The organism is Polaromonas sp. (assembly GCF_035638815.1).
In the GTDB taxonomy this organism is placed as follows: Bacteria; Pseudomonadota; Gammaproteobacteria; order Burkholderiales; family Burkholderiaceae_C; genus Polaromonas.
In genome coordinates this window covers 85,360-105,958 of record NZ_DASQZG010000019.1, presented here as the reverse complement: position 1 = coordinate 105,958, position 20,599 = coordinate 85,360, and the positions used below count along the sequence as shown (strand labels likewise).

Sequence of the window (20,599 nt, the reverse complement as noted above, 5' to 3'; positions counted from 1 at the left end):
ATATATGGTGCAGGCAAGCTATTCAATGAACGACATGATTCAGACCGCGGGGCATTCAGACCAAGGACGGGTGTTTGAGCTTGCGGCTGAGCTGTTTGCAGTCTTGGCGACGCCCATGCGCCTGAGGGTGCTCAGCTCTCTCTGCGAGCGGGAGAAATCGGTCAATGAGTTGCTAGCCGAGATCGACACTACCCAGCCCAATCTCTCCCAGCACCTGGCTGTGTTGTTTCGGACCGGGGTGTTGGCCAAGCGGAAAGAAGGTACGCAGGTGATCTACCGTGTCCAAAGTGAAAAAGCTGTGGCTTTATGCCGAAGCGTCTGCACCCAGATCGCCATTGAGCTGGACGAGCCCGGGACGATGGCCGAGGGCCAGAGTCTGACGCCGCGTTTGCACGAAGGCTCGACATGATGAGCAGGTTTATCCGCCGCGCGCCAGAGAGCTTTCTGAGCCGGCAGCAGATCCAGGAGGTACGAGCAGGTCGCCGTGGATTTCTGGCGAGTGCGATGGCCGCAGCGGGTGGAGCCATGGTCTCCGGCCAGTCCCACGCGCAGGGCGACCCTCATATCCTGAACCTGCCACCACACAGCAAGGCCTTGGGTCAACCCGTGGCCGCGCGCGGTTACGGCGTGCCGAGCAAGTGGGAAAAAAACCTGCAGCGGCGCGAAAGCCCGGGCCTGACGCGCGTGCCGCAGTCCAGCGTGAGTTTTTCGCCTCTGCAGGGCCTTTTTGGGATCATCACACCAAGCGGCCTGCATTTTGAACGGCACCATCAGGGCTGGTGGGATGTAGACCCGTCCAAACACCGGCTGATGGTCAACGGTTCGGACGACGCCATGCTCAAGCGCCCCATGGTTTTCAACATGGATGAGCTGATGCGCCTGCCGAGCGTCAGCCGCATGCATTTTATTGAGTGCGGCGCCAACACCGGCATGGAATGGGGCAATGTGGCTGTGCCCACGGTGCAGTACACGCACGGCATGATCAGCTGCAGCGAGTTCACCGGCGTGCCGCTGCGCACGGTGCTCGAGTTGTGCGGCGCTGATTTCAAGCGTGGCAAATTTGTGTTGGCGGAGGGCGCAGACGGTTCCGGCATGACCCGCACCATTCCGATGAGCATGGTGATGGATGGCCAGGTGCTGCTGGCTTACGGTCAAAACGGGGAAATGCTGCGCCCCGAAAACGGCTACCCGCTTCGCCTTATCGTGCCGGGTGCGCAGGGCGTCAGCTGGGTCAAGTACCTGCGCCGCATCGAGCTGGGCGACATGCCGTATGGCAGCAAGGACGAGACCCTTCACTACGTGGACTTGATGCCCGACGGGCTGCACCGGCAATACACCAGCATCCAGGAAGTCAAAAGCGTCATCACATCACCCAGCGGTGGGCAGGTGCTTCTTGAGAAAGGCTTTCACAACCTCACCGGGCTGGCCTGGAGTGGTCGCGGCAAGATTAAACGGGTGGATGTGTCGATCGATGGCGGCAAAAACTGGAAGCCGGCGCGGCTTGAAGGCCCGATCCTCTCGAAATGCCTGACGCGTTTCAACAGTGATTTTGTCTGGGACGGCAAGCCCGCGTTTTTTCAAAGCCGGGCGGTGGATGAAACCGGCCAGATTCAGCCGACCTATGGCGAACTCCGTAAGGTGAGGGCCTCACGCAGCATTTATCACAACAACGCCATTCAATCCTGGGCGCTGGAAGAAAACGGCGAGGTCAAGAATGTCCAGCTGTCTTAGGCTTTTTAGGCTGGCCGCCGTAGTCCTGGCAACGTGCGCTGCGTTCGGCGCTGCAGCGCAAGCGACGGCTGAAAAATTCCCGGGCGTTGGTCGTACGGCGACGCCTGCTGAAGTGAAAGCCTGGGACATCGATGTCCGGCCCGACTTCAAGGGTTTGCCAAAAGGCCGTGGCACGGTACGGCAGGGGGAGGTTCTATGGGAAGCGCAATGTGTTTCCTGTCATGGCAGCTTTGGCGAATCGGCCGACATCTTCACACCGTTGGTGGGCGGTACGTCTGCGCAGGACATAAAAACCGGGCGCGTTGACAGCCTGCAGCCTGGCGCCAATCAGCCGCAGCGCACCAGCCTGATGAAGCTGTCAACGCTGTCCACGCTGTGGGATTACATCAACCGCGCGATGCCGTGGAATGCACCCAAATCGCTGAGCGCGGACGAGGTGTACGCCCTCACGGCTTACATGCTGCATCTGGGCGATGTGCTGCCTGCAGACTTCACGCTGTCCGATGGCAATGTCCGCGAGGTGCAGGAGCGCCTGCCCAACCGCGGGGGGATGACAACCAGTCACGCGATGTGGCCCGGCCGCGAACTGGGCGGCAAAACCAGGGTTGACGTCCAAGGCTCGGCCTGCGTGCGGGACTGCAAAAAAGAAGTGGTGGTCAAAAGCTTTTTGCCGGATTACGCGCGCAATGCCCATGGGCAGCTGGCCGAGCAGTCCAGACCGCTGGGCCCCAGCCGCGGCGCAGATACCTCCCGGCCTTCCGCAGATTTTTCTGAGTCAAACAGGCCTTCTGCCCTTGCAGCACGGGCGAAGCCTGCTCCCGAAAGGATAGCGTCCCAAAACACGACAGCCATGCTGCAAAAAAATGCATGCATGGCCTGCCACGGCATGGACAACAAAGTACTGGGGCCATCCTTCAGGGAAATAGCCGGCAAATACAAAGACCGTGCTGACGCGGTGAATTACCTGTCGGGCAAAATCAAGGATGGCGGGCAGGGCGTCTGGGGCAACATGCCGATGCCAGCGCAGGCGCTTAGTGAAGCCGAAGCGGGCCTGCTGGCCCAGTGGCTGGTAAAGGACTTTCCCGACCGGTGATGGTTTGTAATGAACGGGCGGTGCTGGGGTGAATACCCTCACGCAAACCGCAAATTCTGTGTTCAATCGATCCCAAGTATTCGCAAGTATTCGCAAGTATTTCAAACTGAGTTATAGACAGGTAAAGGAGTTCAAACCATGGAACGTCGTCATTTTTTAGCCAGCAGTTCTGGCGCCACAGCCTTGGCGCTGGCAGCTTCCGCAGGGCTGTCGCCCGCGCAGGCCCAGACCAGCGCAGCCTGGAACAAAACCGCATTTGAGAGCAAAACCCTTGCAGAAGCGGCTCGCGCTCTGGGCGGCAGTGGTGCCCCTGCCGAAAGCAAGGACCTGATTCTGCAAGCCCCGGAAATTGCCGAAAACGGCAGTGTGGTCAGGGTGGGCGCGCAGAGCAATATTCCAGGCACCACGCAAGTGGCGCTGGTAGTCGAGAAAAACCCCAACGCGCTGGCCGCGCTGTTTGACATTCCTGCCGGCACTGACGCCATCGTGTCTACCAATCTCAAGATGGGCCAGTCTTCCAATGTGTACGCCTTGGCCAAGGTAGGCGACAAGCTTTTTTATGCCGTGAAGGAAGTTAAGGTCACTTTGGGCGGCTGCGGCGGCTGATCGGCTACTTCGCGGCTGTGATCCGTCGTTGCGGGCCCCGTCTGGCAATCCTCACGTACCTGAAGTACGTTCCGGTTTCCAGCCACCCGCGCCTAGGCTGACAGTCGCTCGCTACGCCGATGGTTGTTATCAACAATTTGAAGGAAGAAAAAAATGTCAGAACCAATGCGAATCCGGGCCCAGGCCCAAGGCGACAAAACGACGGTGCGTGTGCTGGTCAGCCACGAGATGGAAAGCGGCCAGCGCAAAGACGCTGCAGGCAACACCGTGCCAGCCTGGTTTATCCAGAACATCAGCGCCGTGCACAACGGCAAAACCGTCATGAGCGCGCAGTGGGGTCCCGCCGTCTCCAAAAACCCCTATCTTCAGTTCAGCTTTAAAGGTGGAAAGGCGGGCGAGAAACTCATCGTAAGCTGGACCGATAACAAGGGCGACAAACGGAGCGACGAAGCAGTCATCACCTGACAAAAGCCCCCCAAACAAAAACGAGGAGCGAGCGATGAATTGGAAACTATTGGGATTGGTCGCGGCTGGCCTGCTGCCCATGACCGCAGCTGCGCAGAAAAGCACAGCGGAGGGCATTGCCGAGTACCGCGCCATGCTGGCCGATGGCAACCCTGCCGAACTGTTTGAAGCCAGAGGAGAGGCCTTGTGGAAGCAGGCCCGAGGCCCTAAAAACGCAAGCCTTCAAAAGTGCGACCTGGGCAAGGGCCCGGGCATCACAAAAGGCGCGTTTGTTGAACTCCCGCGCTATTTCCCAGACACGCAGCGGGTGCAAGACCTGGAGTCGCGCTTGCTGACCTGCATGGAAAGCCTTCAGGGTTTCAGTGCGGACGCCATTGCCAAAACTCCTTTTGGCCGCGACGAGCAAAAGACCATGGAATCGCTGGTGGCCTTTATCTCCGGCGAATCGCGCGGCATGAAGTTCAATCTGCCGCAGGCCCATACCCAGGAAAAGCTGATGTACGCGGTTGGCAAGCAGGTCTTCTACCAGCGTGCCGGCCCTTACGATTTTTCATGCGCCTCCTGCCATGGAGAAGACAACAAGCGTGTGCGCCTGCAAGACCTGCCCAACCTGACCAAAAATCCGGGTGCCGGAGATGGATTTGGCGCCTGGCCGGCCTACCGCGTTTCCAGTGGCGACTTGTGGAGCATGCAGAGGCGCCTGAATGACTGCTACCGCCAGCAGCGCTTTCCGTTCCCGGGTTACGCATCTGACGTCACCATTGCCCTGGGTGTCTACATGGGCGTCAACGGCAAGGGCGGCGTTTCCACTGCACCAGCCCTCAAGCGTTGAAGGAGAACTTCAAGATGAAAAACACTTACAAACGTGCTGCCTGGCTGGTGTTGGGCGTTTTCCTCGCCGGTTGCGCTGCGGGCCCTTCACCGCAGGATGTTGCGGCGGCCACACAAAAAGTCTTGCAGTCATCGTTTCGTGACCAGGGCATTGCCAAGACCGCCTGGCTGGTTCAGGACGCATCGAACAAAAACTGCTCAGAAGCCCAAGGCGCCGCTCTGGACGACAAATTGGCCAAGGCCATTGAAACCGCCAATCTCGAAACTGTGAAGATGCCCACCGACGGCAAATTTATTGGCGACTGGCGCGAGGGCGAAAAAATCGCCCAAAACGGCCGTGGCATGACCTGGACAGACCCGGCCGGCTCTGCCAACGGCGGCAGCTGCTACAACTGCCATCAGATCAGCAAGGAAGAGCTTTCATTCGGCTCCATCGGTCCCAGCCTTTACAACTACGGCAAACTGCGCGGCGTGGCAAATCCTGCTGCTGCGGACAGCAAGCCCATTGTTGACTACACCTGGGGCAAGCTCTGGAATGCCAAGGCCTACAACGCATGCTCGGGCATGCCGCGGTTTGGCCATGCGGGCATCCTGAATGAAACGCAGTTGCGACACGTGATGGCGCTACTGCTTGACCCACAATCGCCTGTCAACAAGTAGTTATTGACTGTTTTGGCACTTTGCCCTTTAACTGCGGGCATAGTTTGCTATTGATTTGATAGTAAAGTCGCATGAATCTTTCCCGCCGCGAATTCTCCAGCGTCATGGCGGCGGCACTGGCCGCTGGTTTCCCGCTTCAGCGCGAGGCCAGTGCAGCGCAATCTGCCAGCCTGTACGACGTGCCGCGCTCCGGCAATGTGCATTTGCTGCACATGACCGACTGCCACGCGCAACTTGTTCCCAGCTACTTCCGCGAACCGTCGGTCAATCTGGGCGTGGGTGCCATGCGGGGGCAACTGCCGCATTTGGTGGGCGAGCATCTGCTCAAGGCGGCGCACCTGAAGGCGGGCACGCCAGAGGCCCACGCTTTCACCTATCTGAACTTTGAGCGCGCCGCGCGCCAGTACGGGAAGGTTGGCGGTTTTGCGCACCTCGCCACGCTGGTCAAGCAACTGCGCGCCGACCGGCCGGGCGCCTTGCTGCTGGACGGCGGTGACACCTGGCAGGGCAGCGCAACGGCTCTCTGGACTCAGGGGCAAGACATGGTGGACGCCGCCAAATTGCTGGGCGTTGATGTGATGACCGGCCACTGGGACTTCACCTACGGCGAGGAGCGTATCAAGACTATCGTTGAGAAGGACTTTGCCGGGAAGATCGACTTTGTTGCCCAGAACGTCAAGACCGCTGACTTTGGCGATGCGGTTTTCAAACCGTATGTCATCAGGGAAATGAACGGGGTGCCGGTTGCCATCATCGGCCAGGCCTTTCCCTATACGCCAATCGCCAATCCCGCCTGGCTGACGCCAAGCTGGACGTTTGGTATCCGCGAAAGCGAGATGCAGGAAACCGTCAACGAGGTGCGAGCCAAAGGCGCACACGCGGTGGTGCTGCTGAGCCACAACGGCATGGATGTAGACCTCAAAATGGCATCTCGCGTCACGGGCATCGACGCCATTCTGGGTGGGCACACCCATGACGGCGTGCCGGTGCCGGTCATCGTCAAAAATGCTGGCGGTCAGACCGTTGTAACCAACGCGGGCAGCAACGGCAAGTTCCTCGGAGTGCTCGATCTCGACGTCAGGGACAAAAAAGTTGCCGGGTTCAAATACCGCCTGCTGCCCGTCTTCTCGCGTTTGCTGCCCGCAGATCCGGCCATGAATGCGCTGATCGCAAAAGTCCGCGGTCCTTACGAGTCCAAATTGTCAGAAAAACTGGCCATGACGGAGGGCACGCTGTACCGCCGTGGCAACTTCAACGGCACCTTTGACCAGTTGATCCTTGACGCATTGATGGCCGTGCGCGGCGCCGACATCGCTTTTTCGCCCGGATTCCGATGGGGTACCTCGCTCTTGCCGGGCCAGGCCATCACTCGTGAGCATGTGATGGATCAGACCGCCATTACCTATCCCTGGACCACGCTGACCGACATGCGCGGCGACATGATCAAAACGGTGCTTGAAGACGTTGCCGACAATCTGTTCAACCCCGATCCGTATTACCAGCAGGGCGGCGACATGGTGCGTGTGGGCGGTTTAAGTTACCGCTGCGAACCCGGCGCCAAAATGGGAGCGCGCATCCAGGACATGCGCCTGAAAGGTGTTCTCATTGAGGCGGACAAAAGCTACAAGGTGGCCGGGTGGGCGCCCGTGCAGGAAGCCAGCAAAAACGCCGGACCACCCGCGTGGGAAGTCGTCGAGACTTATCTCAAAGCCGAAAAAGTGGTCAAACCACCCAAACTGAATTTGCCGACTCTCGTGGGTATGGCCGGAAATCCCGGCCTCGCCTGAGCCGGCACATCAGCGCTATTTTGACGCTGGCATGACAAACGTAAATATCAATTCGTACGACTGAAGTGCTACAAGCCTTTGGTGTATTTTCCATTCAGTGGCACAATCGACTCTGTTTCTGAAGGCCCTTCCTTGCCACAGTCGCATCCGCTAATCGGTCCAGCCGTGTTGCGGAAGGTTAATCAACCAGCCATACCCAGTTATGGCCAGCTAATGTTTCCCAAAGGGAAACGGAGGTCAGCGTAATGAGTTCTAACTCGCAGTCGGCGTCTTCGTCCGTCTATTCAGCCTATCAAGGCAACACCTATCTCTTCGGGGGCAATGCGCCTTACGTCGAAGAGATGTACGAAAACTATCTCGCCAACCCCGGCAGCGTGCCCGACAACTGGCGCGAGTATTTCGACGCACTCCAGCATGTCCCCGCCGTCGACGGCAGCAACGCCAAAGACGTTCCGCACCTGCCTGTGGTTAACGCTTTTGCCGAGCGCGCCAAACTGGGGGGCACGCGGGTTGTTGTAGCCAGCCAGGATGCCGAGTTGGGCCGCAAACGCACCGCTGTGCAGCAGCTGATCGCCGCCTACCGTAATGTCGGCGCGCGTTGGGCCGACCTGGATCCCCTCAAGCGCACCGAGCGCGACAACATTCCCGAGCTGGATCCGGCGTTTTACGGGTTCACCGATGCTGATCAGGAAACGGTGTTCAACACCAGCAACACCTTCTTCGGCAAAGAAACCATGAGCCTGCGCGAGCTCATGAACGCACTGCGTGAGACCTATTGCGGCACCATTGGTGCCGAGTACATGTACATGACGGACCAGAACCAGAAGCGCTGGTGGCAGCAGAAACTGGAAAGCATCCGCAGCAAGCCCAATTTCACGCCTGAGAAAAAGCTTCACATTCTGGATCGTCTGTCAGCGGCGGAAGGACTGGAGCGCTTCCTGCACACCAAATACGTCGGCCAAAAACGCTTCTCGCTCGAAGGCGGCGAAAGTTTTATTGCAAGCATGGACGAGCTGATCCAGCGCGGCGGCAGCATAGGCGTCAAGGAAATTGTGATTGGCATGGCGCATCGCGGTCGCCTGAATGTTCTGGTCAATTCGCTGGGCAAAGTGCCCGCCAATCTGTTTGCCGAGTTTGACCACACCGCTCCCGAAGATTTGCCCAGCGGTGACGTTAAATACCACCAGGGTTTTAGCTCTGATGTGACCACCCCGGGCGGCCCGGTGCATTTGAGCCTGGCTTTCAACCCCTCACATCTTGAGATCGTCAACCCCGTGGTTGAAGGCTCGGTACGTGCCCGCATGGACCGCCGCGCCGACCCCAAGGGTCTGCAAGTTCTGCCTGTGCTGGTGCACGGTGACGCGGCCTTTGCAGGGCAGGGCGTTGTGATGGAAACGCTGGCGCTGGCCGAGACCCGTGGTTACTCCACCGGCGGCACGGTGCACCTGGTGATCAACAACCAGATCGGTTTCACGACCAGCGATCCACGCGACAGCCGCTCGACCCTGTATTGCACAGACGTCGTCAAGATGATTGAAGCGCCGGTGCTGCACGTCAACGGCGATGATCCAGAGGCCGTGGTGCTGGCAACCCAGCTGGCGCTTGAGTTCCGCATGGCCTTCCAGAAAGATGTGGTGGTCGACATCATCTGTTTCAGGAAGCTGGGCCACAACGAGCAGGACACACCGGCCCTGACTCAGCCGCTGATGTACAAAAAAATTGCGCAACACCCCGGCACCCGCAAGTTGTACGCCGACAGGCTGTCGGCCCAGGGCATGGGGGAGACGCTGGGCGACGACATGGTCAAGGCCGTGCGTGCTGCACTGGATGCTGGCAAAAGCACCTTTGACCCGGTGGTCACCAACTTCAAGAGCAACTACGCCGTTGACTGGAGTCCTTACCTTGGCAAAAAGTGGACGGATGCGGGTGATACCGCCATCCCCATGGCCGAGTGGAAACGCCTTGCCGACAAGGTCAGCACCATCCCTGCAACTGTGACAGCACACCAGTTGGTCAAAAAAGTCTATGACGACCGCGCTGCCATGGGCCGCGGCGACATCCCTGTGGATTGGGGTATGGGCGAACATATGGCCTTTGCATCGCTGGTGGCCAGTGGTTACCCCGTGCGTTTGTCGGGCGAAGACTGCGGACGCGGTACCTTTACCCACCGTCATGCGGTCATTCACGACCAGAGCCGCGAGAAGTGGGACACCGGCACCTATGTGCCGCTGCAAAACGTCGCTGAAAATCAGGCGCCGTTTGTGGTGATTGACTCCATCCTGTCCGAGGAAGCCGTGCTGGCTTTCGAATACGGCTATGCGTCCAACGACCCCAACACCCTGGTGATCTGGGAAGCCCAGTTCGGCGACTTCGTCAACGGCGCGCAGGTTGTGATCGACCAGTTCATCGCCTCGGGTGAGGTGAAGTGGGGCCGCGTCAACGGCATCACCTTGATGCTGCCGCACGGCTACGAAGGCCAGGGTCCCGAGCACAGCTCAGCGCGCCTGGAGCGCTTTATGCAGTTGTCTGCCGACACCAACATGCAGGTGGTTCAGCCTACAACCGCCAGCCAGATATTCCACGTCCTGCGCCGCCAGATGGTGCGCAACCTGCGCAAGCCGCTGATCATCATGACGCCCAAGTCGCTGCTGCGGAACAAGGACGCTACGTCCCCGCTCAGCGAGTTCACCAAGGGCAGTTTCCAGACCGTGATTCCTGATAGCGGCACGCTGAAGGCAGACAAGGTCAAGCGCGTGATTGCCTGTTCGGGCAAGGTCTACTACGACCTGGCCAAAAAGCGGGAAGAAAAAGAAATTGACGACGTCGCCATCGTGCGCGTCGAGCAGTTGTATCCATTCCCGCACAAGGCCTTTGCGGCCGAGCTGAAAAAGTATTCCAATCTTTCGGAGATTGTCTGGTGCCAGGACGAGCCGCAAAACCAGGGCGCGTGGTTTTTTGTGCAGCACTACATCCACGAGAACATGGCAGAGGGACAGAAGCTCGGTTACGCCGGTCGGACAGCGTCTGCCTCGCCTGCAGTCGGCTACTCACATCTGCACCAGGAGCAGCAAAAAGCACTGGTAGATGCAGCGTTTGCCAAGCTCAAAGGCTTCGTCCTGACCAAATAAGCGAAACAGGCGCGCCCCTTGGCGTGCCTGCTCCCAACCCCACACACCCGAAAGAATCCAAATGGCTATCGTAGAAGTCAAAGTCCCCCAGTTGTCCGAGTCCGTCGCTGAAGCCACCATGCTGCAGTGGAAGAAAAAGGTGGGCGACAGCATCGCCATCGACGAAATCCTCATCGAAATCGAAACCGACAAGGTTGTGCTTGAAGTGCCCGCACCGTCGGCCGGCGTTTTGTCCGAAATCCTCATTGCTGATGGTGGCACCGTCGCCGCTGAGCAGCTGATTGCCAAAATCGACACCGAGGGCAAAGCCTCCGCTGCAGCTCCCGCCGCGGCAGCGCCTGCTGCTGCCACCGCCGCTGCGCCGGCAGCACCTGCTGCGGCTCCAGCTGCTGCCGGTGGCAGCATGGCCGGTGTGGCCATGCCATCCGCCGCCAAGCTGATGGCGGATAACCAGCTGGCATCAGGCTCTGTGCCAGGCACCGGCAAAGACGGGCGCGTCACCAAGGGCGATGTACTGGGTGCAGTCGCCGCCGGTTCTGCTCCTAAATCAGTAGCTGCCAGCGCCATACCTACTGGGGCGCCGACCACTTCTTTGCCTCAAGTCGCAGCCCCCGCCAAAAAAGACAGCCTGGGCGAGCGTCCGGAGCAGCGCGTTCCCATGAGCCGCCTGCGCGCCCGTATTGCCGAGCGTCTGCTGCAGTCGCAGTCCACCAACGCCATCCTGACCACGTTCAACGAAGTGAACATGGCACCGGTGATTGAGATGCGCAAACGCTTCCAGGAAAAGTTTGAAAAAGAGCATGGCGTGAAGATCGGCTTCATGAGCTTTTTCGTCAAAGCTGCTGTGCATGCACTGAAGAAATACCCTGTGCTCAACTCCTCTGTGGACGGCAACGACATTGTTTACCACGGCTTCTTTGACATCGGCATCGCGGTCGGTTCGCCGCGTGGCCTGGTGGTGCCCATCTTGCGCAATGCAGACCAGATGAGCTTTGCTGACATCGAAAAGAAAATCGCCGAGTACGGTGCCAAGGCACGCGACGGCAAGCTGGGTATTGAAGAAATGTCAGGCGGAACTTTCTCCATCTCCAATGGCGGCGTGTTCGGCTCCATGCTGTCTACGCCGATCATCAACCCACCCCAGTCCGCAATTTTGGGTGTGCACGCCACCAAAGACCGTGCAGTAGTGGAAAACGGCCAGGTTGTTGTACGTCCCATCAACTACCTCGCCATGAGTTATGACCACCGCATCGTCGACGGCCGCGAAGCCGTTCTCGGACTGGTGGCCATGAAAGAAGCGCTGGAAGATCCGGCACGTTTGTTGTTTGACATCTAAGGAGCAAGACATGTCCAAACAATTTGACGTGATCGTCATCGGCGGCGGTCCCGGTGGCTATATTGCCGCCATTCGCGCAGCCCAGCTGGGGTTTAACGTGGCCTGTATCGACGAGTGGAAAAACGCCAAGGGTGGGCCTGCGCTTGGCGGTACCTGCACCAACGTGGGCTGCATTCCTTCCAAGGCTTTGTTGCAGTCGTCCGAGCACTATGACCATGCCAGCCACCACTTTGCCGAACACGGCATCGATGTCAAGGGCTTGACTCTGGATGTGGCAAGGATGGTGAGCCGGAAGGACACCGTGGTCAAGCAGAACAATGATGGCATTGTTTACTTGTTCAAGAAAAACAAGGTCACGTTTTTCCACGGTCGTGGTTCTTTTGTCGCTGCAAAAGACGGCTTGTATGACATCAAGGTCGCTGGAGCGGTTGAAGAAATGATTTCCGGCAAACACATCATCGTGGCTACGGGCTCCAACGCGCGTGCCTTGCCGGGTGCGCCGTTCGATGAGGAAAACATCCTGTCCAACGACGGTGCCCTGCGCATCGGCGCTGTGCCGAAAAAGCTGGGCCTGATTGGCTCTGGCGTGATTGGTCTGGAGATGGGGTCTGTCTGGCGTCGCCTGGGCGCCGAAGTGACGGTGCTGGAAGGCCTGCCCACGTTCCTGGGCGCAGTCGACCAGCAGATTGCCAAGGAAGCCCATAAGGCTTTCGTCAAGCAGGGTCTGAAGATCGAACTTGGTGCGAAGGTTGGGGAAATCAAATCCGGCAAGAAGGGCGTGTCTGTCGCCTGGACCAATGCCAAGGGCGAAGCCCAGACGCTGGAGGTCGACAGGTTGATTGTGTCCATCGGCCGGGTGGCTAACACCATTGGTCTGGCGCCTGAAGCCGTGGGCCTGAAGCTCGACGAGCGCGGTGCCATTGTGGTTGACGGCGATTGCAAAACCAACCTGCCCAATGTCTGGGCGGTCGGTGACGTGGTGCGCGGCCCCATGCTGGCGCATAAGGCAGAAGAAGAGGGCGTTGCGGTGGCCGAGCGCATTGCTGGCCAGCACGGTCATGTCAACTTCAACACCATTCCCTGGGTCATTTACACCAACCCCGAGATTGCGTGGGTGGGTCAGACCGAAGAGCAGCTCAAGGCTGCGGGCCGCGCCTATAAGGCGGGTACTTTCCCGTTCATGGCTAACGGTCGTGCGCGGGCGCTGGGTGACACAACCGGCATGGTGAAAATGCTGGCTGATGCAGCGACCGACGAAATTCTGGGTGTGCACATCGTGGGCCCAATGGCCAGCGAATTGATTGCCGAATGTGTCGTGGCCATGGAGTTCAGGGCCAGCGCGGAAGACATCGCCAGAATCTGCCATGCCCACCCGTCGCTCAGCGAGGCGACGAAAGAAGCGGCTTTGGCGGTGGACAAGCGGACACTGAACTTCTGAGGCATGGCGGCCCCCACGTTCTCCCAGGTCGTGTGGGGCGTAGCCGCCTCGGGGCCGCCCGGCGTCGGCTTATGACATCCGTCCTTGAGCAGTATCAGAGCGAACTGGCTGCTCGCGGCTATCAAGGGGACCCCGCGCAGCTTCGTGCCGTCGAGGAACTGGATCGGTGCGCGCGCGAATGGGCTGAGTTCAGGGAGCAGCGCTCCAACCCGTTAAAGAAGCTTATTAACCGACCCGACGTTCCGCGCGGCGTCTATATGCATGGCGGGGTGGGGCGCGGCAAAAGCTTTCTGATGGATTGCTTTTACAGCGTGGTGCCACTCAAGCGCAAGACGCGTTTGCATTTTCACGAGTTCATGCGCGAGGTTCACCGGGAGCTGCGTGATTTGCAGGGCGTAGTGAACCCCCTTGACGAGCTCGGAAAGCGAATCGCCAAACGATATCGCCTGATCTGCTTTGACGAATTTCACGTGGCCGACATCACCGATGCGATGATCCTTCACAGGCTGCTGGCGGCTCTTTTTGAAAATGGCGTTGGGTTTGTGACCACGTCGAACTTTCATCCCGATGATCTGTACCCGAACGGCCTGCATCGCGACCGGATTATTCCTGCGATCGATCTCCTTAAGGAAAAGCTGGAGGTGCTGAGTGTTGACAACGGTACCGACTATCGCCGTCGCACGATGGAGCAGGTGAAGCTGTACCACACGCCTCTGGGGCCGCAGGCCGATCTGGAGATGGAGGAAACCTTCAAGCGCCTGGCCGAGTCCCACGACGAAACGCCGATCCTGCATATTGAATCCCGGAAAATTCAGGCCAGACGCAAAGCGGGCGGCGTTGTCTGGTTCGATTTCAAGGCGTTGTGTGGTGGACCGCGCTCGCAGAACGACTACCTGGAGATTGCCAGTCAGTTCCATACGGTTCTGCTCAGCGATGTACCCCACATGCCGGTGCGAATGGCATCGGAGGCGCGACGCTTTACTTGGCTGGTAGATGTTCTTTACGATCGCCGTGTCAAACTCATCATGTCGGCAGAAGTGGCGCCGGAGGCGTTGTACACCGAGGGCCCTTTGGCTCATGAGTTTCCCCGGACGGTCTCACGTCTTGGCGAGATGCAGTCAGCAGAATTTTTGGCGCTGGAGCGCAGAAACGTGGACACCACACTCACATGAACAAGCGGTTTTTAGCATGGATGGCTCTGGCAACAAGTTTTGCCGCCGGCGCGCAAACGGCCTTTGACCTGGCTGAGGCGGCCTCCGCTCAGGAGCAAAGCCGGATCAATGCGCAGCGTCTTGCATTGGAAGCCGGTTTCGATGCGGAGGACGCTGCCTGTTACAAAAAATTCTTTGTGAATATGTGTTTGAACGAAGTCAAGGAAAGGCGCCGGGACGCGATGGCTGAGTTGAAGCGTCAGGAAGTCGTGCTGAATGACGAGACGCGCAAACGCAAGGCGGAGGAGCAAATCGCCAAAACGGCAGAAAAGAATTCTCTGGAAGTGCAGCAGCAAGCTGCGGAGCGCCGTGCCAAAGCTCTCGAAGATGAGCGTTCCCGTGTAGAGCGGACGCGCTTGAAGGCGCAGGAGCGGGGCGATCTCAAACAACAGGAGCCAACAAATGCAGCTGAGGCTGCGAACAAGATAAAGGGGTCTGAGGAAAGAGCGCAGGCTCGCGGAGAAAAGCAGGCCGCCTCTGCGGAGGAGGTCAAAAAGTACAACGACAAGCAGCGCGAAATCCGGGAAAGAAAGGCAAGTCGGGAGAAAGAGTTGCGCGAGCAAACGAAGCCTGCCGCCAAGCCTCTGCCAACCCCTGCCAGCTAACTATGGCTCAGGCGAGTGCCTCAAGCTTGACGATGACCAGAGACAAATTGTCTCCACCACCATTGGCCCGCGATCTGGCTTTCTGAATTAAAAATTCCGATGCCTCGCGGGGCGACAGCATGGACAAGGCAGAGCCCATTTCGTTGGGGCTGAAGTAATGCCAGACCCCGTCACTGCAAGCCAGCAAAGTGTCGCCTGGCATCAGCTGCGGGATGAAGTGTTGACTGACAGGCGGCCCTTCCTCCGTGCCCAGGCATCCCATCAAAATATTGGACTGGGGATGGACGTTGGCCTCTTCATCCGTGATCTCGCCCTTGTCGACCAGGGTCTGAACATAGGAGTGATCGATGGTCCGTTTGACCATCTTGCTGCCGTGAAAGTAATAGACCCGGGAGTCGCCTGCATGCACCCAGTGGCAGTCGCCTGCAGGGTTGATTAAAAACGCAGCCAGCGTGCTGTGGGGCTCCTGCTCCGCCGAGATGGCGGTTAGCTTGATCACCGTGTGTGCTTCCTCAACCAGCTGTTTGAGCATCGCCACGGGGTCGTCGGTTATGGGTGAATAACGTTCGAAGAGTTGCTTCGCAGTCATCATGACCTGGTCGGAAGCCTTGCGCCCGCCACTGCGGCCCCCCATGCCATCGGCCACGATGCCCAGCATGCAACCGGGGATGCGGGAGTGGGTAATCAATGCCACCTGGTCTTGCTGATAGTCGCGGTCTCCCTTGTGGATTCCGGTGGACGCTGTGATTCGATAACCTTTGGACATCTTGTATGCGCGAGCCTTTGACTCGATTTATCTCCGTAATCGACGTATTATCAGACGAAGCATACCGCCCCGGACAAAATAATCGTGGACCTGAATTTACACTCCCCGGCGCGTCGCCTGATTGAACTCCAGATTGAACACGCAGACCTGGATGCCTTGGTAGACATCTCCTGCCACGCCATCCCCATCGATGAGTTGCTGCTCAGGCGCCTCAAAAAACGCCGCTTGTCCCTGCGTGATCAGATTCACCAGCTCGAACTGTCGCTCGACCCGCCTGAACCCGCCTGATGAAGCTTGAGTCCCAAGTCCAGGCGGTTTTTGCGTCTGACGGCGTGCTGGCACGTGCCACTGATCAATTTCTTCCACGCGAAGGCCAGACCGAGATGGCGCTGGCAGTTGCCCGCGCGATAGAAGGCGCTTACCCCCTGGTGGTGGAGGCAAGCACCGGCGTCGGAAAAACATTTTCTTACCTCGTTCCCGCACTGCTCAGTGGCGAGCGCGTCTTGCTGTCGACGGCTACCAAGGCGCTACAGGATCAGTTGTTTGGACGTGACCTGCCCGCACTGGTCAAGGCCCTTGGAGTCCCGGTGAGTACCGCGCTGTTGAAGGGGCGTGGCAGCTATCTTTGCCTGCACCGCATGGAAATGGCGCGCCATGATGCGAACTTTCCTGAGCGCACTGCGCTGCGTGCACTGGCCAAGGTGGAAGCCTGGGCCCCCGTCACCCGAACCGGTGACCTTGCCGAACTGCCAGGTCTGGACGAACGGTCTGCGGTTATCCCGTGGGTGACTTCAACGCGCGAAAACTGCCTGGGCGCGCCGTGCCCCCGGTTTCGTGCCTGTCACGTGAATCATGCACGCCGGGAGGCCCTGGCTGCGGACGTTGTGGTGATCAATCACCACCTCTTCTTTGCCGACATGGCTGTGCGCGAGTCCGGCGTAGCCGAGCTGCTGCCCAGCGTGCGAATCGCCATTTTTGACGAGGCTCACCAGCTCAATGAAACCGGTGTGCAATTCCTGGGCAAAAACCTGTCGACCGGGCAACTGCTTGATTTTTCGCGCGATATGTTGGGTGCAGGGCTCCAGCTCGCGCGGGGTCTGCTCGACTGGAGCCAGTTGGCAGGGGCTGTGGAACATGCGGCGCGAGATCTGCGCCTGTCTGTGGGAAAGGCGTACCCCGGTACGAAGCTGCGCTGGACTGATGTCACACCTGAAGGGCTGGACGCCTCGGAGTGGAGCTCTGCGTTGCACGCCCTGGGGGCGGCGTTGCTGCCTGCCCGTGACGCGCTCGACACAGTGAGCGAGATCGCGCCCGATTTTGTTCGGCTACATGAGCGTGCGACAGAATTGGCTGCCCGCGCCCAGGCTTTCGCCGGGTTCCCAGAGCCCGGGGGCGTACGCTGGCTGGATGTTGGCACCCAGTTGCGACTGGTGGAGTCCCCGCTGGATATTTCAAAAACAGTGAAGGCCAAGGTTTTTGGAGAGGGCGAATCTGCCAAGACCTGGGTTTTTACGTCGGCAACATTGGGGGACGATGAAGCATTAAGCTGGTTTACGCAGCCCTGCGGCTTGACAGGTGCGCAAGTGCTTCGTGTGGGCAGTCCCTTTGACTATGCCCGCCAGGCTGCTTTCTACATACCCCAAAACTTTCCCAAGCCAGCCGACCCTGCGCATACCGCTGCCGTTGCTGCAGTTGCGACTGCCTGGAGCCGTCGCCTCGGCGGACGGACCATGGTTCTCACCACAACCTTGCGGGCCTTGCGCAGTATCGGGGAGTCCCTGCAGACTGCATTTGAAAATTCCACCGAACTAGAAGTCCTGGTACAGGGCGCCATGCCAAAGAGGATGCTGATCGAGCGTTTTCGCGAGGGCGACAGCCATGGTGGGCGGGGTTGCGTTCTGGTCGCGTCGGCGTCGTTCTGGGAAGGTATTGATGTACCGGGTGACGCCCTGCAGCTGGTCATCATCGACAAACTTCCTTTCCCACCGCCGAATGATCCCATGGTTGAGGCCAAGTCGCGTTTGCTGGAGTCAGTAGGGAAAAGCGCCTTTAACGACTACTTTTTGCCGGAAGCCGCAGTCGCCCTGAAGCAGGGGGCGGGCCGGCTGATACGGCGCGAAACCGACCAGGGCGTCCTGGTCGTATGCGACAGCCGGCTGGCAGTGATGGGCTACGGCAAGCGCCTGCTGCGCGCCTTGCCCGCGATGCAGCGGCTGGCTTCAGAGCAAGAGCTTGAGGCAAGGCTGGATCTGCTTACCAGAACCTGTACCAAGGCGCATTCACCGACTTGAAACCCTTAGTCAGATATTCGCTCTGGGGATAAGTGGTCTCCAGCACTCGCTTGGCATCGTCCCGGAGTTGGGTCATGCCTAACGCGTCATAGGATTTGTACAAAAGGAAAACCGCTTCTTCCAGGATGGGCACGTCCTGATAGTCGGTAATGGCTAGTTGCGCGCGATTGAGGGCCGAGACATAAGCGCCGCGGTTGTAGTAATACCGAGCCACATGCACTTCGTACTGGGCCAGCAGATTCACGATATAGACCATGCGCGCTCGCCCGTCCACTGAATACTTGGAATCAGGGAAGCGGTTGACAAGTTCCTTGAAGGATTCAAAGGACTCCTTGGCGGCCTTTTGATCGCGTTCGGACAGATCCTGCCTGTAAATGAAACTGAAGAGGCCCAAGTTTTCGTTGAAGTTGACCAGGCCCTTGAGGTAAAGGGCATAGTCCACCGCAGGGCTGGACGGATGCGATTTGATGAAGCGGTCCAGGGTGGCCAGAGCTTGTGCCTGCTCCCCGCCCTTGTATTGGGCGTATGCCTTTTCCAGCTGGGCTTGTTGAGCGAGTGGCGTGCCAGCCGCGCGACCTTCGAGCTTTTCAAACAGCGGGATGGCTTTGTCATAAGCGCCGGAGTTGGCTTCGTCCCGCGCTTCGGAATAAATCTTGTTGGGGCTCCAAGCGGCGGTAGGGTCCTTGACTGGGGTGGAGCACGCTGTGAGAAGCAGTGCGCAGGCCACAAGGGCGGCGGTGGAAGGGGATGTCACTGGAACAACCGATAATTTGGTGGAAAACATCGCAATTGATCCTCTTGATGACTGATTCTGAACAAAGCAAATTGATTATATCGAGCGCTATGGCGTCAGTCGGTCAGGCCGAAGAGACCCTGGACGATGCCGAGGCGGGCGCAGATTTTGAATTGCGGCAGGTGATGGTGCCCGCCGCCAGCCACGGCGCCCGTCTGGACCGCACGCTCGCTGGGATTGTGCCCGAGTTCTCGCGCAGTTATCTTCAGCAGTTGATCGAGGCGGCGGCCGTCCAGATCAACGGCGCGACGGTGACCAAGGTGTCCGCAAAGGTGAAGGCTGGGGACGATCTGCGGATAGAGCTCAAGCCCACGCCGCAGAGTCAGGCTTTTCAACCCGAGGCGATGGAGCTGGATGTTGTTTTCGAAGATGATCATCTGCTCGTCATCAACAAGCCTGCGGGGCTGGTCGTGCACCCGGCCCCGGGCAATTGGAGTGGCACGCTCCTCAACGGTTTGCTGGCACGCGACCCGCAGGCTACGCAATTGCCCCGCGCTGGCATTGTGCATCGGCTCGATAAAGACACCAGCGGACTGATGGTGGTGGCGCGCCGGCGTCAGGTCATGGATCAACTGGTGGCGATGATCGCAGCGAGAACCGTGGGGCGGGAATACATCGCCATTGGGAACGGCGCCTGGCAGGGGGCTTCATCGATTCAGGTCAACGCAGCTGTTGGTCGCGACCCTCGAAACCGCCTGCGCATGGCGGTCGTCGATCTGGACAGGCATTCGGGCAAGACGGCGTCGACCGGAATTGCCCTGATTCAGAGCGAAGGGGCCTATTGCCTGGTGCGCTGTAAATTACAGACGGGTCGGACCCACCAGATTCGGGTTCACATGGCTTCAATCGGCCATCCCCTGGTGTCAGACGAGGTGTATGGCGGAAAGCCGGCGGCTGGCCTCAGAAGGCAGGCGTTGCATGCCTGTCAGTTGTCTTTCGATCATCCGGTGACGGGCGAGACTTTGACGTTCAGGTCGGCGCTTCCTCCCGATCTGTCTGAAGCGCTTCTGCAGTTGGGGCTAAGATACAATTGAGGCTGTAGTTTTCTTCTACCCTCACCATAGCGCCTGCTCTTAAAGTGGTTGCGCACGAAGGTGAAATGCGCTCTCAGGCGCTTTAGCTCGAATTATTTCGGAACCAAGATCATGATGACGACGGATGCCAAGCGCGTCCTCGAAACGGCACTTATTTGCGCGCAGCAGCCGCTGCCATTGCGCGACATGGGTGTTTTGTTCAACGGGGCGCTGACGGCCGACACGCTTAAATTGTTGCTCGAAGACCTGCAGAACGACTGGTCTGGACGCGGTGTGGAGCTCGTTCACGTGGCTACTGGCTGGCGTTTTCAAAGCCGCCCGCAAATGCGCGAGTATCTGGACCGCCTGCACCCGGAAAAACCGCCGCGGTATACCCGGGCGACGCTGGAGACCCTGGCCATCATCGCCTACCGTCAACCGGTAACACGAGGCGATATGGAGGATATCCGTGGCGTCACGATCAACAGCCTGCTGCTCAAACAACTGGAAGACCGGGGCTGGATTGAAGTCATTGGCCACAGGGAGACTGTCGGCCGCCCCGGCCTGTATGCCACCACCAGGCAATTTCTGGACGATCTGGGGCTGGAGTCTTTGAATCAGTTGCCGGCTACGGATCACCCGGCAGCCGAGGAAGCCTTGCTTGAGCAGATCGAATTTGGCCTGACTGCGACGGGTTCACCTGATGAAGTCGACGCTGCGGAGGCTCAGGCTGGGGATGCGCAGGATGGCGAAGCATCAGTTCTCGAATCGACCGATTACCCGGCTCCTCTTGAAGGCCCGGGCACCAGCCAGCAATCTACGGACACCAACGTCTGAACGAATAT

At 58.9% G+C, this 20,599-nt stretch carries 19 protein-coding genes; 17 read left to right on the top strand and 2 right to left on the bottom strand.

The features are described 5' to 3' along the window. The first annotated feature begins 25 nt into the window (after positions 1–25). The 13 genes from VE934_RS13220 to VE934_RS13160 all read left to right on the top strand — a co-directional run bounded on the left by VE934_RS13220 (position 26) and on the right by VE934_RS13160 (position 14,891). Positions 26–409 carry a metalloregulator ArsR/SmtB family transcription factor gene (locus VE934_RS13220; protein WP_324888224.1) on the top strand — a complete coding sequence of 128 codons (384 nt, stop codon included), beginning with the start codon at positions 26–28 and terminating at the stop codon, positions 407–409. Further along, complete coding sequence (soxC, locus tag VE934_RS13215) at positions 406–1,731, top strand: sulfite dehydrogenase (RefSeq protein WP_324888221.1); 1,326 nt, start codon at positions 406–408, stop codon at positions 1,729–1,731. The genes VE934_RS13220 and soxC overlap by 4 nt, the downstream gene beginning before the upstream one ends. Beyond that, positions 1,715–2,824: a c-type cytochrome gene (locus tag VE934_RS13210; protein ID WP_324888219.1), complete on the top strand. Its 1,110-nt coding sequence runs from the start codon at positions 1,715–1,717 to the stop codon at positions 2,822–2,824. Before soxC ends, VE934_RS13210 begins: the two co-directional genes overlap by 17 nt. Before the next feature lie 138 nt (positions 2,825–2,962). Beyond that, positions 2,963–3,430 (top strand): thiosulfate oxidation carrier protein SoxY, encoded by a 468-nt coding sequence (gene soxY, locus VE934_RS13205; protein WP_324888217.1) that lies wholly within the window; start codon positions 2,963–2,965, stop codon positions 3,428–3,430. Between the two features lie 153 nt (positions 3,431–3,583). Next, the gene (soxZ, locus tag VE934_RS13200) at positions 3,584–3,895 is read left to right on the top strand and encodes a thiosulfate oxidation carrier complex protein SoxZ (RefSeq protein WP_324888215.1); all 312 of its coding nucleotides are present in this window, start codon (positions 3,584–3,586) and stop codon (positions 3,893–3,895) included. A gap of 34 nt (positions 3,896–3,929) precedes the next feature. Then, positions 3,930–4,727 (top strand): sulfur oxidation c-type cytochrome SoxA, encoded by a 798-nt coding sequence (soxA, locus tag VE934_RS13195; protein WP_324888213.1) that lies wholly within the window; start codon positions 3,930–3,932, stop codon positions 4,725–4,727. A gap of 14 nt (positions 4,728–4,741) precedes the next feature. Further along, positions 4,742–5,386 (top strand): sulfur oxidation c-type cytochrome SoxX, encoded by a 645-nt coding sequence (gene soxX / locus VE934_RS13190; RefSeq protein WP_324888211.1) that lies wholly within the window; start codon positions 4,742–4,744, stop codon positions 5,384–5,386. Between the two features lie 71 nt (positions 5,387–5,457). Then, positions 5,458–7,173 carry a thiosulfohydrolase SoxB gene (soxB, locus tag VE934_RS13185; protein ID WP_324888209.1) on the top strand — a complete coding sequence of 572 codons (1,716 nt, stop codon included), beginning with the start codon at positions 5,458–5,460 and terminating at the stop codon, positions 7,171–7,173. A gap of 245 nt (positions 7,174–7,418) precedes the next feature. Beyond that, a complete protein-coding gene (locus VE934_RS13180) occupies positions 7,419–10,301 on the top strand; it encodes a 2-oxoglutarate dehydrogenase E1 component (RefSeq protein ID WP_324888207.1) in 2,883 nt (960 codons plus the stop codon). Positions 10,302–10,362: 61 nt separating this feature from the next. Next, positions 10,363–11,637, top strand: coding sequence for a 2-oxoglutarate dehydrogenase complex dihydrolipoyllysine-residue succinyltransferase (gene odhB, locus VE934_RS13175; protein ID WP_324888205.1), 1,275 nt, complete (start codon positions 10,363–10,365; stop codon positions 11,635–11,637). 10 nt (positions 11,638–11,647) lie between these two features. After that, entirely contained in the window at positions 11,648–13,075 is a 1,428-nt protein-coding gene (gene lpdA / locus VE934_RS13170) for a dihydrolipoyl dehydrogenase (RefSeq protein WP_324888203.1), read from the top strand. 71 nt (positions 13,076–13,146) lie between these two features. Then, entirely contained in the window at positions 13,147–14,247 is a 1,101-nt protein-coding gene (zapE, locus tag VE934_RS13165; RefSeq protein WP_324888201.1) for a cell division protein ZapE, read from the top strand. Continuing rightward, positions 14,244–14,891, top strand: a complete 648-nt coding sequence (locus VE934_RS13160; protein WP_324888199.1) for a hypothetical protein — start codon at positions 14,244–14,246, stop codon at positions 14,889–14,891. The genes zapE and VE934_RS13160 overlap by 4 nt, the downstream gene beginning before the upstream one ends. A gap of 7 nt (positions 14,892–14,898) precedes the next feature. On the opposite strand, the gene VE934_RS13155 is transcribed toward VE934_RS13160, so the two are convergent. Continuing rightward, on the bottom strand, positions 14,899–15,657 hold the full coding sequence (locus VE934_RS13155; RefSeq protein WP_324888197.1) for a PP2C family protein-serine/threonine phosphatase: 759 nt from the start codon (positions 15,655–15,657) through the stop codon (positions 14,899–14,901). A gap of 84 nt (positions 15,658–15,741) precedes the next feature. Here VE934_RS13155 and VE934_RS13150 point away from each other — a divergent pair, with 84 nt between their 5' ends. Next, positions 15,742–15,945: a DUF465 domain-containing protein gene (locus VE934_RS13150; RefSeq protein ID WP_324888195.1), complete on the top strand. Its 204-nt coding sequence runs from the start codon at positions 15,742–15,744 to the stop codon at positions 15,943–15,945. Continuing rightward, positions 15,945–17,948 (top strand): ATP-dependent DNA helicase, encoded by a 2,004-nt coding sequence (locus VE934_RS13145; RefSeq protein WP_324888193.1) that lies wholly within the window; start codon positions 15,945–15,947, stop codon positions 17,946–17,948. Before VE934_RS13150 ends, VE934_RS13145 begins: the two co-directional genes overlap by 1 nt. Here the strand turns inward: VE934_RS13145 and VE934_RS13140 are convergent. Then, a complete protein-coding gene (locus tag VE934_RS13140; RefSeq protein ID WP_324888191.1) occupies positions 17,911–18,732 on the bottom strand; it encodes an outer membrane protein assembly factor BamD in 822 nt (273 codons plus the stop codon). The genes VE934_RS13145 and VE934_RS13140 overlap by 38 nt on opposite strands. A gap of 59 nt (positions 18,733–18,791) precedes the next feature. On the opposite strand from VE934_RS13140, the gene VE934_RS13135 reads away from it, so the two are divergent. Both VE934_RS13135 and scpB read left to right on the top strand, forming a co-directional pair. Further along, positions 18,792–19,775, top strand: coding sequence for an RluA family pseudouridine synthase (locus VE934_RS13135; RefSeq protein ID WP_324888189.1), 984 nt, complete (start codon positions 18,792–18,794; stop codon positions 19,773–19,775). Positions 19,776–19,886: 111 nt separating this feature from the next. Next, on the top strand, positions 19,887–20,591 hold the full coding sequence (gene scpB / locus VE934_RS13130; protein WP_324888187.1) for an SMC-Scp complex subunit ScpB: 705 nt from the start codon (positions 19,887–19,889) through the stop codon (positions 20,589–20,591). Positions 20,592–20,599 lie beyond the last annotated feature (8 nt).

Bases quoted from the DNA above. Each gene is read 5' to 3' on its own strand.
- soxC (WP_324888221.1), top strand. From the start codon at position 406: ATGATGAGCAGGTTTATCCGCCGCGCGCCAGAGAGCTTTCTGAGCCGG.
- VE934_RS13210 (WP_324888219.1), top strand. From the start codon at position 1,715: ATGTCCAGCTGTCTTAGGCTTTTTAGGCTGGCCGCCGTAGTCCTGGCA.
- VE934_RS13145 (WP_324888193.1), top strand. From the start codon at position 15,945: ATGAAGCTTGAGTCCCAAGTCCAGGCGGTTTTTGCGTCTGACGGCGTG.
- VE934_RS13155 (WP_324888197.1), bottom strand. From the start codon at position 15,657: ATGTCCAAAGGTTATCGAATCACAGCGTCCACCGGAATCCACAAGGGA.
- soxX (WP_324888211.1), top strand. From the start codon at position 4,742: ATGAAAAACACTTACAAACGTGCTGCCTGGCTGGTGTTGGGCGTTTTC.
- VE934_RS13140 (WP_324888191.1), bottom strand. From the start codon at position 18,732: ATGTTTTCCACCAAATTATCGGTTGTTCCAGTGACATCCCCTTCCACC.
- soxB (WP_324888209.1), top strand. From the start codon at position 5,458: ATGAATCTTTCCCGCCGCGAATTCTCCAGCGTCATGGCGGCGGCACTG.
- VE934_RS13135 (WP_324888189.1), top strand. From the start codon at position 18,792: ATGGCGTCAGTCGGTCAGGCCGAAGAGACCCTGGACGATGCCGAGGCG.
- VE934_RS13160 (WP_324888199.1), top strand. From the start codon at position 14,244: ATGAACAAGCGGTTTTTAGCATGGATGGCTCTGGCAACAAGTTTTGCC.
- soxZ (WP_324888215.1), top strand. From the start codon at position 3,584: ATGTCAGAACCAATGCGAATCCGGGCCCAGGCCCAAGGCGACAAAACG.
- VE934_RS13220 (WP_324888224.1), top strand. From the start codon at position 26: ATGAACGACATGATTCAGACCGCGGGGCATTCAGACCAAGGACGGGTG.
- VE934_RS13180 (WP_324888207.1), top strand. From the start codon at position 7,419: ATGAGTTCTAACTCGCAGTCGGCGTCTTCGTCCGTCTATTCAGCCTAT.
- zapE (WP_324888201.1), top strand. From the start codon at position 13,147: ATGACATCCGTCCTTGAGCAGTATCAGAGCGAACTGGCTGCTCGCGGC.
- lpdA (WP_324888203.1), top strand. From the start codon at position 11,648: ATGTCCAAACAATTTGACGTGATCGTCATCGGCGGCGGTCCCGGTGGC.
- soxA (WP_324888213.1), top strand. From the start codon at position 3,930: ATGAATTGGAAACTATTGGGATTGGTCGCGGCTGGCCTGCTGCCCATG.
- scpB (WP_324888187.1), top strand. From the start codon at position 19,887: ATGATGACGACGGATGCCAAGCGCGTCCTCGAAACGGCACTTATTTGC.
- soxY (WP_324888217.1), top strand. From the start codon at position 2,963: ATGGAACGTCGTCATTTTTTAGCCAGCAGTTCTGGCGCCACAGCCTTG.
- odhB (WP_324888205.1), top strand. From the start codon at position 10,363: ATGGCTATCGTAGAAGTCAAAGTCCCCCAGTTGTCCGAGTCCGTCGCT.